General features: G+C 61.1%; 13 protein-coding genes and 2 rRNA genes. 8 read left to right on the forward strand and 7 right to left on the reverse strand.

Annotation, left to right across the window (positions count from 1 at the left end; translation table 11 throughout):
- From FBR05_12005 to msrB, 3 genes are all read left to right on the forward strand, one after another.
- A 23S ribosomal RNA gene (locus FBR05_12005) occupies positions 1–1018 on the forward strand; the annotation flags it as partial.
- A gap of 188 nt (positions 1019–1206) precedes the next feature.
- Positions 1207–1323 (forward strand): 5S ribosomal RNA (gene rrf, locus FBR05_12010).
- A 254-nt stretch (positions 1324–1577) separates the two neighbouring features.
- A complete protein-coding gene (gene msrB, locus FBR05_12015; protein ID MDL1872906.1) occupies positions 1578–2108 on the forward strand; it encodes a peptide-methionine (R)-S-oxide reductase MsrB in 531 nt (176 codons plus the stop codon).
- 66 nt (positions 2109–2174) lie between these two features.
- Here the strand turns inward: msrB and FBR05_12020 are convergent, their stop codons facing one another.
- Entirely contained in the window at positions 2175–2441 is a 267-nt protein-coding gene (locus tag FBR05_12020; protein MDL1872907.1) for a hypothetical protein, read from the reverse strand.
- A gap of 124 nt (positions 2442–2565) precedes the next feature.
- Here FBR05_12020 and FBR05_12025 point away from each other — a divergent pair, with 124 nt between their 5' ends.
- The 4 genes from FBR05_12025 (at position 2566) to FBR05_12040 (ending at position 7295) form a co-directional block, all read left to right on the forward strand.
- A complete protein-coding gene (locus tag FBR05_12025; protein ID MDL1872908.1) occupies positions 2566–3723 on the forward strand; it encodes a M23 family metallopeptidase in 1158 nt (385 codons plus the stop codon).
- 94 nt (positions 3724–3817) lie between these two features.
- Entirely contained in the window at positions 3818–5791 is a 1974-nt protein-coding gene (locus tag FBR05_12030; protein ID MDL1872909.1) for a copper oxidase, read from the forward strand.
- Between the two features lie 209 nt (positions 5792–6000).
- The gene (locus tag FBR05_12035; protein MDL1872910.1) at positions 6001–6549 is read left to right on the forward strand and encodes a hypothetical protein; all 549 of its coding nucleotides are present in this window, start codon (positions 6001–6003) and stop codon (positions 6547–6549) included.
- Positions 6550–6653: 104 nt separating this feature from the next.
- Entirely contained in the window at positions 6654–7295 is a 642-nt protein-coding gene (locus FBR05_12040) for an iron-binding protein (GenBank protein MDL1872911.1), read from the forward strand.
- A gap of 56 nt (positions 7296–7351) precedes the next feature.
- Here the strand turns inward: FBR05_12040 and FBR05_12045 are convergent, their stop codons facing one another.
- Genes FBR05_12045 through FBR05_12055 form a run of 3 tightly spaced genes read right to left on the reverse strand, consistent with a single transcriptional unit; the run spans position 7352 to position 8722 of the window.
- A complete protein-coding gene (locus tag FBR05_12045; GenBank protein ID MDL1872912.1) occupies positions 7352–7720 on the reverse strand; it encodes a nuclear transport factor 2 family protein in 369 nt (122 codons plus the stop codon).
- Complete coding sequence (locus FBR05_12050) at positions 7717–8082, reverse strand: TfoX/Sxy family protein (GenBank protein MDL1872913.1); 366 nt, start codon at positions 8080–8082, stop codon at positions 7717–7719. Before FBR05_12050 ends, FBR05_12045 begins: the two co-directional genes overlap by 4 nt.
- Positions 8083–8092: 10 nt before the next feature.
- Entirely contained in the window at positions 8093–8722 is a 630-nt protein-coding gene (locus tag FBR05_12055) for a glutathione S-transferase family protein (GenBank protein ID MDL1872914.1), read from the reverse strand.
- A 1107-nt stretch (positions 8723–9829) separates the two neighbouring features.
- On the opposite strand from FBR05_12055, the gene FBR05_12060 reads away from it, so the two are divergent.
- Positions 9830–10495 carry a hypothetical protein gene (locus tag FBR05_12060; GenBank protein MDL1872915.1) on the forward strand — a complete coding sequence of 222 codons (666 nt, stop codon included), beginning with the start codon at positions 9830–9832 and terminating at the stop codon, positions 10493–10495.
- A 9-nt stretch (positions 10496–10504) separates the two neighbouring features.
- Here the strand turns inward: FBR05_12060 and FBR05_12065 are convergent, their stop codons facing one another.
- The 3 genes from FBR05_12065 to FBR05_12075 all read right to left on the reverse strand — a co-directional run bounded on the left by FBR05_12065 (position 10505) and on the right by FBR05_12075 (position 13407).
- Positions 10505–10714 carry a hypothetical protein gene (locus tag FBR05_12065; protein MDL1872916.1) on the reverse strand — a complete coding sequence of 70 codons (210 nt, stop codon included), beginning with the start codon at positions 10712–10714 and terminating at the stop codon, positions 10505–10507.
- Positions 10715–10902: 188 nt separating this feature from the next.
- Positions 10903–11748: a ferritin-like domain-containing protein gene (locus tag FBR05_12070; protein MDL1872917.1), complete on the reverse strand. Its 846-nt coding sequence runs from the start codon at positions 11746–11748 to the stop codon at positions 10903–10905.
- 249 nt (positions 11749–11997) lie between these two features.
- Entirely contained in the window at positions 11998–13407 is a 1410-nt protein-coding gene (locus tag FBR05_12075; GenBank protein MDL1872918.1) for a M20/M25/M40 family metallo-hydrolase, read from the reverse strand.
- Positions 13408–13409 lie beyond the last annotated feature (2 nt).

Genomic DNA, 13409 nt, shown 5'->3' on the forward strand with positions numbered 1-13409 from the left:
GAAGCCCCAGTAAACGGCGGCCGTAACTATAACGGTCCTAAGGTAGCGAAATTCCTTGTCGGGTAAGTTCCGACCTGCACGAATGGCGTAACGATGGCCCCACTGTCTCCACCGGCGACTCAGCGAAATTGTATTGGCGGCGCAGATGCCGTCTACCCGCGGAAAGACGGAAAGACCCTGTGCACCTTTACTGCAACTTGGCAGTGAAATTCGAAGGAGTCTGTGTAGGATAGGTGGGAGGCTTTGAAGCCGGGCCGCTAGACTCGGTGGAGCCAACCTTGAAATACCACCCTGATTGTTTTGGATTTCTAACTCAGTCCCCTGATCGGGGACGAGGACACTGCCTGGTGGGTAGTTTGACTGGGGCGGTCGCCTCCCAAATTGTAACGGAGGCGCGCAAAGGTTCCCTCAGGCTGATTAGAAACCAGCCGTTGAGTGTAAAAGCAGAAGGGAGCTTGACTGCGAGACCTACAAGTCGAGCAGGTACGAAAGTAGGCTTTAGTGATCCGGTGGTTCTGTATGGAAGGGCCATCGCTCATCGGACAAAAGGTACGCCGGGGATAACAGGCTGATCGCATCCAAGAGTTCACATCGACGATGCGGTTTGGCACCTCGATGTCGGCTCATCGCATCCTGGGGCTGAAGTAGGTCCCAAGGGTTTGGCTGTTCGCCAATTAAAGCGGTACGCGAGCTGGGTTCAAAACGTCGTGAGACAGTTTGGTCCCTATCTTCCGTGGGCGCAGGAGAATTGAGAGGATCTGTCCTTAGTACGAGAGGACCGGGATGGACGGACCGCTAGTGTTCCGGCTGTTACGCCAGTAGCAGACGCCGGGTAGCTAAGTCCGGATCGGATAAGCGCTGAAAGCATATAAGTGCGAAACCGACCTCAAGATAAGTTCTCCCAACTCCGTGAGGGGTAAGAAGACCACTCGTAGACTACGAGTTTGATAGGCTGGGTGTGTAAGAGCAGTTAATGTTCTTAGCTGACCAGTACTAATCGGTCGTTCGGCTTGACCATTTTTTAAATTTTGGTCGGGTTCATGGGCCACAAGCCCAGGTAGAGACAATCTTCGGATTGTCTCTACAACCAGACCTAAAATTTTTGAGATATCTGCCGATGAAAGTTTTCAAAAGATCGTATGCAATTATCAAAATGCCTCTGTCCCGGTTCCGCATGGGCGGAACCGGGGCCAGGCATTAACATTTTCCGGTGGCCTTAGCGAGCGGGTACCACCCGATCCCATCCCGAACTCGGAAGTGAAAACGCTCAGCGCCGATGGTACTGCTGGGGCAGCTCAGTGGGAGAGTAGGTCGCCGCCGGATTTAAATTAGGACCCCGTTGGAGAAATCCAACGGGGTTTCTTTTTTAAGCGCAAAAACTCCCTTATCCGATGGGGGGTGAAGGGGGGAGGCGGAACCGCCCCCCTGAGCTTTAGCCTGCCCGAATTTACTTCGGGCAGGCGAATCATCCGCCGCCGGATTTAAATTAGGACCCCGTTGGAGAAATCCAACGGGGTTTCTTTTTTTGTTACCTTACGTCCATTTCCGCATCCAAGCCGTAACCAGTCAGAAGTGCCATGCGAAAATTGTCATCTTTATGGATTTCCCTTATCATTTTGGTGGTGGCCGGAAACGCCCTGTGGGCCCAGCCAGCCGGAAGAGGACCTGTTATGTCTAAACCCAGCGACGCGGAATTGAAGACGAAATTGACCCCCTTGCAATACACCGTCACCCAGAAGGACGGTACCGAGCGCCCCTTCGCCAACGAGTATTGGGACAATCACCGGGAGGGCATCTACGTCGACGTCGTCTCCGGCGAGCCGCTGTTCAGCTCCACCGACAAGTTCGACTCGGGGACAGGCTGGCCAAGCTTTACCCGTCCATTGCAAAAGGAGGCGGTGGTCGAGAAAACCGACCGCAGTCACCTGATGACCCGCACAGAGGTGCGCAGCAAGGGGGCGGATTCCCACCTCGGTCACCTCTTTCCCGACGGCCCCGCGCCCACCGGGATGCGCTACTGCATCAATTCGGCCTCTCTCCGCTTCATTCCCAAGGAAGACATGGAAAAAGAGGGTTACGGCCAGTACCTCTATCTTTTCAAAAAATGAAGATTTGCCTTGGAGCGGCCCGAGGCGCCCGTTAGAATCGCGCCTTCCGCTGAAATAGGAGCGGCCTCAATGGCTCTCGTAGGGAAGCTGCTTCGCCTTGCGCCGCAGGTGGAAGACGACCTGCTCGATGAATTTCAGGATCGAGTTTTTTTCCGCGACCAGGCCCGCGATGCAGTCCTTGAACTCCCGGTCGTTATACATCAGGGCCAAGTTGAGGGTCTGTTCGATGCGGGACTGGGCCTCCATCAACTGCAATTCCGAGGTCTCCCAGCGGTCCACCAGTTCGCGAAGCGTCATGTGTTGGAGTTGATTGTCGTCGGGGAAAAAGCTCAAAAGACATGCCCTTTCTCCTCGCCCGAAAAGATGCGGCTTTTGTATAGGGTTTCGTACATTTATCAAGAGAAAAGATTTTAAATTTTGTAATCCGACGTTGACCCATTCCAAAAAGGCGGTGGCGATGAAAGGTGCGATGGCTTTGGCCCTATCGATTCTCGGGGTACTTCCTGTATTTGCGGCCTGGGCCGCGGAATCCCTTCCCTTCAAATTGGACTCTCGGCCGGTCCAAGCCGAAATCCAGAGATTTCGCGGCGAGGGGCGCGACCGTTTGGCCTACGAGATCCTGTTGGCTAACTTTCATGCCAAGCCGCTCCGTTTCACCTCCCTGCAAATCCGCCTCATGATGGAAGGCCGGGAAGTTTTCTCCGAAGAGGTCCGAGGTCCGGCCTTGGCCGAACGGTTTTCCGCGGTCCAAGAAAACTATCATCAACCGCAAAATCCCGTCTTGCCGCCGGGCGGGGCCGGGGTCTTCTTTCTGTGGGTCGATCTGCCGGAAAAGGCCGGAAAGGTCGACGCCGTTCGAACCAGTTTTCGCGTCGAGGAGCAGGGGCGCCCGGAGACCGCGATGACCCTGGAGGGCCCCACCGTATCGGTCTCTTCCCAGGCCCCGCGCGAAATCGCGCCGCCCCTGCGCGGCGAGCGTTGGTGGACGCCCAACGGGCCCGGCAACGGTTCCATCCACCGCCGCATCCTGGTCCCGCTCTCCGGGCAGCTCTACGCGCCCGAGCGCTATGCGGTCGATTGGATCAAGCTGGGCGAGGACGGAAAGAACTACGCGGGCGACCCCAAAAGCAACGCCAGCTATCACGCCTACGGCCAGGAGATTCTCTCCGCCGCGGCGGGCCGAGTGGTCGCGGTCAAGGACGGCATCCCGGAGAACGTCCCCAACGCCAAGGCGATGGCCGTCGCCATCGACCTCGAGACGATCGGCGGGAATTACGTCATCGTCGACATCGGCGGCGGCCTTTACGCCTTTTATGCCCACCTCCAGCCCGGGAAGATTCGAGTCAAGCCGGGCGACGCCGTCGCGGCCGGCCAGGTCCTGGGCCTGCTGGGGAACTCGGGCAACTCCACCGAGCCGCACCTGCACTTCCACCTGATCGACCGCCCCGATCCCCTGCGGGGGCAGGGGCAGCCCTTCGCCTTGACCCGCTTCACCCTGGTGCGAGGCGCGGTGAAGCTGGACGCCAACGAGGACCCGGTCGGCATCGTCGCGAAGGGGAAGGAGGTCGTCCAAGGGCAGAGCTACATGAACCTCGAGTTGGTGGATTTTGATTAAGGTCCTTCTTTCAGCCGGCTTTTTCCTCGTCCTGGCGGTTTCCTCCGCAGAGGCGCGCACGGTCGAATACGAAATCGACGTCGATTACAAGACGATGAACGTCACCGGCAAGCCGGTCCGAGCCATGGCGGTCGGCGGCCAAATTCCCGGGCCGCTTTTGGAATTCACCGAGGGCGACACGCTCCGCGTCACCTTCCACAACAAGATGGACGCCGACACCTTGATCCACTGGCACGGCTTGTTGCTTCCGCCCGACCAAGACGGGGTTCCTTTTCTCAATACCCCGCCCATCCCGCCCGGAAAGTCCCATACCTTCACCTTTCCCATCCGCCAGGCGGGGACTTACTGGTACCACAGCCACGTCGGGCTCCAGGAGCAGCGCGGGGTCTACGGGCCCATCGTGATTCATCCCAGGAGCGAATCTAAGAAAGCCGACCGGGAGGCCGTGGTGGTCCTGTCCGACTGGACCGATGAAAATCCCCGGCGCGTGCTGGAGCATCTCAAAAAGGACGGCGACTGGTACGCCTGGAAAAAGGGCAGCGTCCAATCCTGGTACAAGGTCCTGAAGAACCGGGCGCTGGGCGCCAGGCTGAAGAGCGCTTTAAGCCGCATGCCTCCGATGGATCTCTCCGACGTGGGCTACGACGCCTTCCTGATCAACGGGCAAACCCGCGCCTCCCTGGGCCCCACGAAACCCGGCGAGCGCATCCGCCTGCGCGTCATCAACGCGGGCTCCTCGAGCTATTTCAACCTTGAATTCGCCGGCGGCGACATGACGCTCGTCGCCGCCGACGGGCAGGACGTCGAGCCGATCGCGGTCCGGCGAGTCCTGATGGGCATGGCGGAGACCTACGACTTTCTCGTCACCGTTCCCGATGCGCGCGCCTACGAGCTGCGGGCCACCGCCCAGGACGGCACGGGATACGCCTCGGGCATCCTGGGCGAGGCGACGGAGGTGGTCGCCGCCCCGGACATCCCCAAGCCGAACCTCTTCAAGATGTCGATGGGCGGGCACGGAGAGGGGCACGTCGGGGCCATGGGGCACGCGGGACACGGCATGCCCGGGATGGGAGCGATGAAGCCGGGCGAGGGCGGCCGCATCCTGGAGGATTACGGCCCGCTGCGCGCGCCGGCGCCCACGACCCTGCCGCCGGGCAATCCGTCCCGAGAGGTGGTCCTCGAGCTGACCGGATTCATGGAAGGCTACGTTTGGTCCTTCAACGACACCTTGCTCAGCGAGGCGGACTGGATCCGAATCCGGAAGGGCGAGAACGTCCGCTTCGTCTTCGTTAACAAGACGATGATGTGGCATCCCCTCCATTTGCACGGGCATTTTTTCCGAGTCCTGAACGGGCAGGGCGACTACAGCCCCCTGAAGCACACCGTCAACGTTCCGCCCAACGGCCGCGTGACCATCGAGTTTCTGGCCGATCAGGAAAAGGATTGGTTCTTCCACTGCCACAATCTCTACCACATGATGGGTGGGATGGCGCGGGTGGTGCATTACGAGGGACCCGACGACGCGATCTCGAAGAAAAACGCGAGGCGGCTGGCGGAGGAGACGGGGGACGAGGACTGGTTCATGGTCGGCAACATCGGCCTGCAGTCCAACATGTTGGAGGGCTTCCTCAGCGGTTTCAGCGCGCGGAACTCCTTCGAGCTGGATTTCGACTACAATTACCGGAAGGAGTACGAGATCACGCCGGTCTTGGCGCACCGTTTCACCCAATTTTTCAGCCTGATCGTCGGCGGCAACTTCGAGCGCGACGAGCTGGAAACGGGAAATTCCGGATTGATCGGCGTGCGCTACGTCCTGCCCCTGCTGATCGACGCCGAGCTTCACTTCGATACCGAGGCCGTCCTGCGCCTGACCCTGGGCAGCGAGCTGCAGCTGACCGACCGGCTGCAATTCGGCTGGGAGTATCAATTCGAATACGAGATCCGGGACAACCGGGTCAAGAACGACTACCACCTCGAGCTGGAGTACCGATTTACCAAAAATTTCGGGTTGGTGGCGAATTGGGACTCGGACTTCTTCCTGGGCGGCGGAGTGATGTTGCGTTTTTAACCATAACCGTGCGAAGAGTCCCGGTGGGACGCTTCCCAAGAAATGGCGCAACTCCGGCGCCAGAAGCCGATAATTTCGTCACATGAGGGCCTCGGCCTCCCAAGGCCGGGCGGGGCGCACGTGGGATCTTCTTAAGGAAGGTTCCGCACTCCAATCTTTCTCTCCCTAGTGCCTTCCCCTAACAATCTATCACCACGGAAGGAGGGCGCATGGGCGCTTGTCTGGAATACCTCCAACTGCTCGGGACCAGCCTGGGCGTGAACGTCACTCAAAACCAAGAGCCGAGCCTGAGGCTCGATTTCAACCCGGAGATCGGCCTGGGGCCCTGCAGCCGGGCGGAGCCTCGCTATGAAAACAGCCCTATCAATCTCCTGCTGGGCTTGAATGCCGCCCGCTGGGGCGAAGGGCTCTGGCAGATCGGCGGGACGGCGGGCCTCCGCTACAACGCCAATCGCCGCGTCTTCTACAACCTCGACCTGGTCTTGAAGGCGGGCGCGATCCGCGGCGAAGGCGGCCTGGAAGGGGCGGCCTTGGTCCCGGCCCTGCGCCTGGGCTTGGGTTGGAACGCCTTGGCCCTCGAGGCCGGACTCCTTGCCTTGGGCGGCGGCGATTCCCTCGCGGCCGGCGATCGCTACGCGATGCTTCGCGTGGCCCTTCCCATTTACAACGTCGCCCAGGCGGTGAAGCAATTTTCCGGCCGAGGAAGCGAGGGCGCGGAAGGAAACGGGCAGGCCGAAGCCTGGTCGGCGCGACGCTAATCGGCGACTCAAGGCGTCCTCCCGCGCCCGCGAAAAGCCGTGGGCGCCTTTCCCGATCTTTGTTACACTCGGGGCTCATTCCCAATCAGAGGAGTGCCTCTGTCATGGCGAAGAGCAAGGAAGAATACCGTTGTCCCTCGGTGGTCGTGCGCTTCGAAGGAAGCCGTTGCATCCATTCCCGCAACTGCGTCCTGGGGCATCCCGGCGTCTTTAGGCCGAACGTCAGCGGGCCTTGGATCCATCCCGAGGCGGTCTCGGCCGACCAAGTGGCCCACTTGGTGCAGATGTGCCCCTCGGGGGCCCTGACCTACGAGCGCTCGGACGGGGTCGAGGGCGAGGGCGCCCCGCCGGTCAATCACCTGCGCCTCTGGGAGAACGGTCCCTTGGCCTTCCATGCCGATCTGGAGATCCCGGGCCGTCAGGCCGGCTATCGCGCGACGCTCTGCCGCTGCGGCGCCTCCAAGAACAAGCCCTTCTGCGATCGAAGCCACGTCGAGGCGGGCTTTCGCGCGACCGGCGAGCCCGCGACGGTCGAGTCACCGGCCCTGGCCGAGCGGGGCGGCAAGCTTTCGGTGAAGCCCCTGCCTAACGGCCCCCTGCAGGTCGAGGGAAACTTGGAAATCTGCGCGGCTAGCGGCCGGACCGTGCAGCGGACGACCAAGGCCTTCCTCTGCCGCTGCGGGGCCTCGGAGAAGAAGCCCTTCTGCGACGGGAGCCACAAGAAGATCCAATTTTCGGCGGAATGAGCGGGAGAATGCCGGAGTGTTCCCGCAATTGAGCCCGGGGCAGGGTGCCGGCCGGTTTAGGCGCGCAGCGGCGTCGGGTCGAAGTACACCTCGTTGCGGCGGATCTTATTGCCTTCCAATTCGACTAGATCCATCCCCTCCAAGCGGAGGACCGTGCCGCCGCGCGGGAGGCTCGCCTCCCACTTGAGGACGAAGCCCTTTTCGGTTGGGAAGATGGCCTGCCGGCGCCAGCGCCATTCGGGATTCTTCGCCAGCAATTTTTCAAAATAAGTCGCCAAGTCCTCACGTCCGCGCAACCCCTCCGGGCGCGCGGGATCGCGATAGAAGGCGTCGTCGGCATAGTGCGCCAGCAGCCTTTCCGGCTTATTGCCGGTCCAGGCCTCCAGCCAGGCGTCGCAGAGGCGATGGAGCTCCTCGAGGGTCATGGGCGGACCTTTCTTTTTTTCGAGACCATCTTTTTCTTGGCGGGAAGTGTCTTGGCGAAGGCCAGGCCGCGCCGGATCCACGAGGCGAGGCCCGCCCCCGAGGCGGTGGCCTTGGGCCCGACGTAGAGAAAACCCCGCATCGGGCGGCCGGTGAAGTCCATGGGGCGGACCGAAGGGTAACGCAGGAGTTTTTCCTGTTCTTCGGGGGCCACGCGTACGATTAAGTCCTTGCCTAGAATGCCGACGCTCATCTTGCCCGCCTGCAGAAAGGCGATGCCGCCGAACATCTTTTTTTCGACGACCGATTTTTCGCCCCGTAGTGCGCGGCGGACCCGCTCGGCCAGCGCTTCGTCGTAGGCCATCAACTTCTCCTTATTTAGCGAACGGCCTCGGCAGATTCTTCTGCCAGGCCTCCAGGGCGGCGATTTGTTCGTACCAACGCTTGATATTCGAAAAGCCGTCCAGGGGGAGCCGAGCGGCTGCCGCCAAAGGGAGGGGGGCGGCGACCGAGAAATCGGCGATGGTCAGGCTATCTCCGGTCAGAAATTTCTTACCTTCCAGACAGCCGTCGAGGACCTTGCCGTAAAACTTGACGGCGTCCTCGCCTTCTTTTTCCTTCTCGGGATTCGGGGCCCCGCCGCCGAACAGCCCTTTGAGGAGTCGCTCCCAGAACAAGGTTCCGCAGCCGCGCATCCAGTGGGCCTGCTGCCAGATCAGCCAGCGCGTGATGTCGATGCGCGCGAGCTCGTCGGCGGGCCAGAGCCCGGACTGGGGTTTTTTGCCGGCGAGGTAGATGAGAATGGCGTTGGATTCCCATAGGACGTAGTCGCCGTCGACCAGGACGGGGCATTTGCCGTTGGGGTTGAGCTGCAAAAACTCCGGAGAGCGGGTCTCGCCCTTGGCGGGATCGAGGCGCTGGCGTTCCAGGGAGATCCCCAGGTGATCGGCCAGGGCGCTGATCGGGTAATTGTTGGGGGAGAGGGGTAGCCAGTAAAGTTTCATGGAGGAGCTCCTTGGTAGGAGCCCATGGTGCAGGGCGCGGAAAGCGAAGTCAAGCCGGACCCAAAAACACAGCGGCCCGGGCTGATTACGGTAGGGGCCACTCGTGAATGGCCGCTGCGCGCGATCAACGCCGGGCTGCTGCGATTAAATCTACCGTCTAGGGTCCAGGCTTCCGTCCCTCTAGAGTGTTGAAACCCTCATCGATGGCAGTAATCCTTGTCGGATCCTCATTCCCTCGTGCCGTTGGTTTCTCCGCGCGGCTCCGATGGATATCGGAGTTCTAACGCGGCCGCCTCGGTTCCAGGGATTTGTTCCGTCGGTGGGAGTCGACCACTTTTGGCCCCTTGGCTAGGGCCTTTGGTAATCTGTCCTCTTATGGGATTTCCAACGGCCTTGATGGTCTTCTCGCGAGGACCTTGTAAACCCGCTTCCAGGTTCCTCCTCTTTTGACCTTGCCGCCGGCCTTCCGAAGAATGCCCGCTAAGCCGACCTTGAGAGTCTGTTGCGTCCTTGCGATAGGGGCTAAGCCTTTCGGCCGCCCCTCCCATTATGGCCTTTTTGACCGTTTTGCGACTGGCTGTTCAGAGGTGACTTATCCGTGGTTCCGGACCCTCCGCCGAGAGCTCCCCTCGCGAGGAGCCCGCCTTAGCAGATTTTGGATTTTCATCCCCCTTGCTGGCGCCACCCAGCCGCTGTCGGTCGCTGATCCCTAAACGGTAGGTTTAATTTTAAAAGAGCGGTTCGTCGCGTCGATGTCCGCAATAAAACCAAAAACGGCGTTTCCCTCAATGAAGTATTTTTGGAAAAAATTGAGCCCATGAAATGATTAGGAAAAGTTCCGGCGGAAAAAATATTCACAGCTGTGAATAAACCCTTTCCACAAGCGAAGGCCCGGAAGCATCGTCCGGATGCGGATTTGCCGGCGGGGACTTTCAAATTCCCGATTTCCTGGGGATGAAAATCGTGAAGCCTCGAGAACGATTTGTCTTTCTCGCCGCGGTCTATCCCCAGGGTGAGGCCCGGTTTTTTAGCAACTTCCCGGGTGGGCCGGCGATACGCTAGGGAATCCGAAAAATCGGGGGCCTGCCAATCGCAAGGAGGAAGCTTATGTCGCTCCGTCAGGCCGTGGACCGCGCCATGCGCAGCGGAAGGGTCGTCGCCCCCGACGAATTCGAAGCCATCTACGGCGAGGCGACCGCCTCGCTCGACATCACGCAATTGCATAGCGGAGATTATCTGTTTCGCGGCGCCGATGCGGCCGCCCTCGGCCGCATGCGTTTTCGCAACGAGGAGGAGCGGCGCGAGTTTGCGGTGGGCCTCTTGGGCCGGGCCCGGGAACGGGTCATGGGTCAGTTGGCGCAGATGTTGGAAGCGGTCCCCGCCGAGGACCGGGCTCTCTCCCTGGGTTGTTTTATCACGACGGAGGGCAGGGCGGCCCCCGTCACGTGCTACACGACGGAAGGGACCGCGATCTGGGCGGGATTCACGACGGAAGGCAGTCCCGCTCACTCTTATTACAACGGGCTCTTGGCCTTTCTGGGACGCGTCCTGCCGGCCCAGGCCTTCATCGGCCTGACGCCCCCCGACTACCGGGAAGGCACTACGCCGGTCAGCCTGGCCGCGATCCAGCTGCTGGACGGCGTTTTTTTCACCGTCGAGAACTTCCGCGCGGCGGAGCTTCCCGCGGAGACGCGCATCTCCAGCGGGATGATCCGCAGCCTCTACCGCAGCCAAGTCTGCTCGGCGAGTTCCTCGCTTCCCGATTGTCGTTGAGGACGTCCGTTATTCCCGGAAGCTTCGGATATAGGCCTCCAACTCCTCTTCCTCTTTGAAGAAGAGGATTTCCTCGTCGGAATTCAGGGGTTCCCCCTTGGGTAAGGCCGAGTCGTGCATGATGCTCCGGAACGGTTGGACATGGAAAAAGCCCCGGAACAAAGTCCAGAAGCCGGCATGGTGGCCAGAAATGGGCACGTGAAGTGCGACGCTCTTCATATCTTCTCCTCCTAGTTGTTGATTTGCCCCTTGCCAGGTTCAGTAGAACCCCACCTATTGCTCCAACGGTAAAGCAATCACTGTGCCACCGTGCGCGTCGCTAAATCCTTGAAAAATGTACATTCTTAAAAATCACTCCTTATCATTTTGAAAAATTTATCAAACTGAGAGAAAAAGAAGGTGAATATCTAGCGAGCGAGGTTTGCATTTTCCACATTAATCATTTGAATATATTCGTTTATTTTATCTGTCACCGTTTTGACTCCTGAAAAGCCTGGTAAGTCCTCTAGGCGGGCATTGACGTGGTCTTCCATGGCCTTTCTTCCCGCCTCGTCGCCAAAAAGGGTTTGCACCACCAGTTCGGTGTCCTGTGCCGGCTTGATCCCCGTGCCCACCGGGGCCCAGTAATGGCGGATGATGAAGCGGGCCAGCCTTTGATCGAAACGGGAACGTTCCAGCTGCAGGCGCGCGATGTTGAAGTAGAAAAAGACGTGGATCGACTCTTCCTGCATGATGCCTCGCAGCAGGGCGGTCAAGACCGGGTGCCCTGCCAGCTCGATCAAGCGGCGGTAGCCCTGCAGGGTGCTCAGCTCGTTGATCGCCCCCCAGACCATGTGGGTCGGGGAGAAGTGCCTGCCGAAGACCTTGGTCAGCGAGGTGGTCAGGCGGGATTCCACCTTGTAGCGGAGCGGGATGGCGGCCCTGGCCCGCACAGGCCAGTCGGGCTCCGCCGGGCAGCCTGCCTCGGCGAGGAAGCGCTGGAGCAGGTCGCCGTGCTGCGCCTCCTCTTGATTCCAGCGCTCCATGAAGCGGCGGATGGCGGGTTCCTTGCCGGTCGGCGTGCGGCGCAGCTCCTCAAAATACACCTCGGTGAAGCGCTCGATGTCGCGCATGTAGCGCAGGACAGGGAAGAAGCGCGGGTCGAGCGGGTGTTTTCGGATCTCGCCCCAAGGAAGGGCGGCGATGAAGCCCGGCGTCAAGGCGCGGGGGCGATTTTCATATTCGTTGAGGACGTCTTGTGGGGTTTCCAACATGGCTCGTGATCTCCTTTGGCGGGACTTACGAGCCTGCGGGCGCTTTGGATGACGAAACTTTTGGCGAGGCGCGCCATCTAAATAATGGGGGGAGACGTAAAGGAGGCAGAGGCGGCTATGGTGGTAGGAATCATCCAAAATCGCGACATCTGGAGGCATCCTTGGGCCCTGTGCCGAAGCTACGGCGTGGCCTTCTATTTGCGCTGCCTCCGCGCCGCCTGCGACGGGCGCCGGCATACTTTTTTGGAATTATGGGCGAGGAGGGGGCTTTTCCGCCTGTAGCGAGATCACCAAATCCCAGAGAATTTTCTCGCCGCGTTCCAGCTCGGCGACGGGGATGGCCTCGTCCTTGCCGTGCAGGCCGGCCAGGTCCTTGGGTTGGATCAAGAAGGGGATGATGCCGTAGGCGAGGGCGCCCTTGCCGCGAAAGAAGCGATTGTCGGTGGCGCCCGGCGAGACGAAGGGGAGGACCACGGCCTCGGGGTCGTGCCTGCGGATCGCCGCCTCGATCGCCGCGAAATAGGGCGTGTTGAAGGGCGATTGGTTGGCCGCGTTTGCCTGGATCAGCTCGATCGCGATGCCGGGGTCGGCGATGCGCGCGCGGACCTTTTCGACATAGGACTCCGGCGTCTCGCCCGGCAGGATGCGCGCGTCGATCTCGGCGACGGCCTGGGCCGGGATCACGTTGGTCTTGCTCCCCGCCTGGAGCACCGTCGGCGTGGCGGTGTTGCGCAGCATGGCGTTGAGGATCTTTTCTTTTTCGAGAGAGCCGCCGAAGAAGCGCGCGGCCAGTGGCGCGATTGGCCAGTCGAAGAGGTGTCGCATCAAAAAGGATTTGGGAAAGGAAAACTTCTCGGCGAGGCCGGCGAGGAACCGCGCCGCGATCGGCGTCTCCACGATCGGCTGCCGCCACGAGGCGATGCGGTCGACCGCGCGGGCCAGCTTGGCGACGGCGTTGTCCGCCGCCGGCATCGATCCATGTCCCGAGGCGCCGCGGGCGGTCAGTCGCATCCACGCGACGCCCTTTTCCGCGACCTGAATCGGGTAGAGATGCAGGCCGTCCCGCGCGAGGCCCACGCTTCCCTCCCCGAAGACGTAGCCGGCCTTCACCAGGTCCCAATGCCTTTCCACCAAAAAGCCCGCGCCCTGCTTGCCGCCCGCCTCCTCGTCGGCCACCAAGGCGAGGATCACGTCGCCGTCGAGCTTCACGGCCTCGCGCTTCAACCGGACGAGGGTTTGTATCTGGAGGGCGACCAGCCCCTTCATGTCGAGGGCGCCGCGGCCGTAAAGGTAGCCGTCGGCGATCCGGGGCTGTAGGGGCGGCGATTGCCATTCCTTGGGGTCGGCGGGGACGACGTCCAGGTGTCCGAGGAGCAGCAAGGGCTCGGCTTTGCCGGCGCCGGGCAGCCGCGCGATCAGGTTGCCGCGGCCCGGCGCGGGTTCGAGGATCTCGGAGGGGATGCCTTCGCGGGCCAGATAGTCGCGGACGAATTCGGCGGCCTTCAGCTCGTTGCCCGGCGGATTGGTCGTGTCGATGGCGATGAGCTTTTCCAAGAGGGCGAAGCTCTCGCCGGCGGGCGCCGCGACTTCGTCGGCGCGGGCGGCGCCGAGGGCCCAGGGCAGCAGGAAGAAGACGAAGAGCCGGGATTTCAGCCTCATTC

Source organism: Deltaproteobacteria bacterium PRO3, from assembly GCA_030263375.1.
In the GTDB taxonomy this organism is placed as follows: Bacteria; UBA10199; UBA10199; order DSSB01; family DSSB01; genus DSSB01.

Bases quoted from the DNA above. Each gene is read 5' to 3' on its own strand.
- FBR05_12025 (MDL1872908.1), top strand. From the start codon at position 2,566: ATGAAAGGTGCGATGGCTTTGGCCCTATCGATTCTCGGGGTACTTCCT.
- msrB (MDL1872906.1), top strand. From the start codon at position 1,578: ATGCGAAAATTGTCATCTTTATGGATTTCCCTTATCATTTTGGTGGTG.
- FBR05_12070 (MDL1872917.1), bottom strand. From the start codon at position 11,748: ATGTTGGAAACCCCACAAGACGTCCTCAACGAATATGAAAATCGCCCC.
- FBR05_12035 (MDL1872910.1), top strand. From the start codon at position 6,001: ATGGGCGCTTGTCTGGAATACCTCCAACTGCTCGGGACCAGCCTGGGC.
- FBR05_12050 (MDL1872913.1), bottom strand. From the start codon at position 8,082: ATGGCCTACGACGAAGCGCTGGCCGAGCGGGTCCGCCGCGCACTACGG.
- FBR05_12060 (MDL1872915.1), top strand. From the start codon at position 9,830: ATGTCGCTCCGTCAGGCCGTGGACCGCGCCATGCGCAGCGGAAGGGTC.
- FBR05_12055 (MDL1872914.1), bottom strand. From the start codon at position 8,722: ATGAAACTTTACTGGCTACCCCTCTCCCCCAACAATTACCCGATCAGC.
- FBR05_12075 (MDL1872918.1), bottom strand. From the start codon at position 13,407: ATGAGGCTGAAATCCCGGCTCTTCGTCTTCTTCCTGCTGCCCTGGGCC.
- FBR05_12045 (MDL1872912.1), bottom strand. From the start codon at position 7,720: ATGACCCTCGAGGAGCTCCATCGCCTCTGCGACGCCTGGCTGGAGGCC.
- FBR05_12030 (MDL1872909.1), top strand. From the start codon at position 3,818: ATGAACGTCACCGGCAAGCCGGTCCGAGCCATGGCGGTCGGCGGCCAA.
- FBR05_12065 (MDL1872916.1), bottom strand. From the start codon at position 10,714: ATGAAGAGCGTCGCACTTCACGTGCCCATTTCTGGCCACCATGCCGGC.
- FBR05_12040 (MDL1872911.1), top strand. From the start codon at position 6,654: ATGGCGAAGAGCAAGGAAGAATACCGTTGTCCCTCGGTGGTCGTGCGC.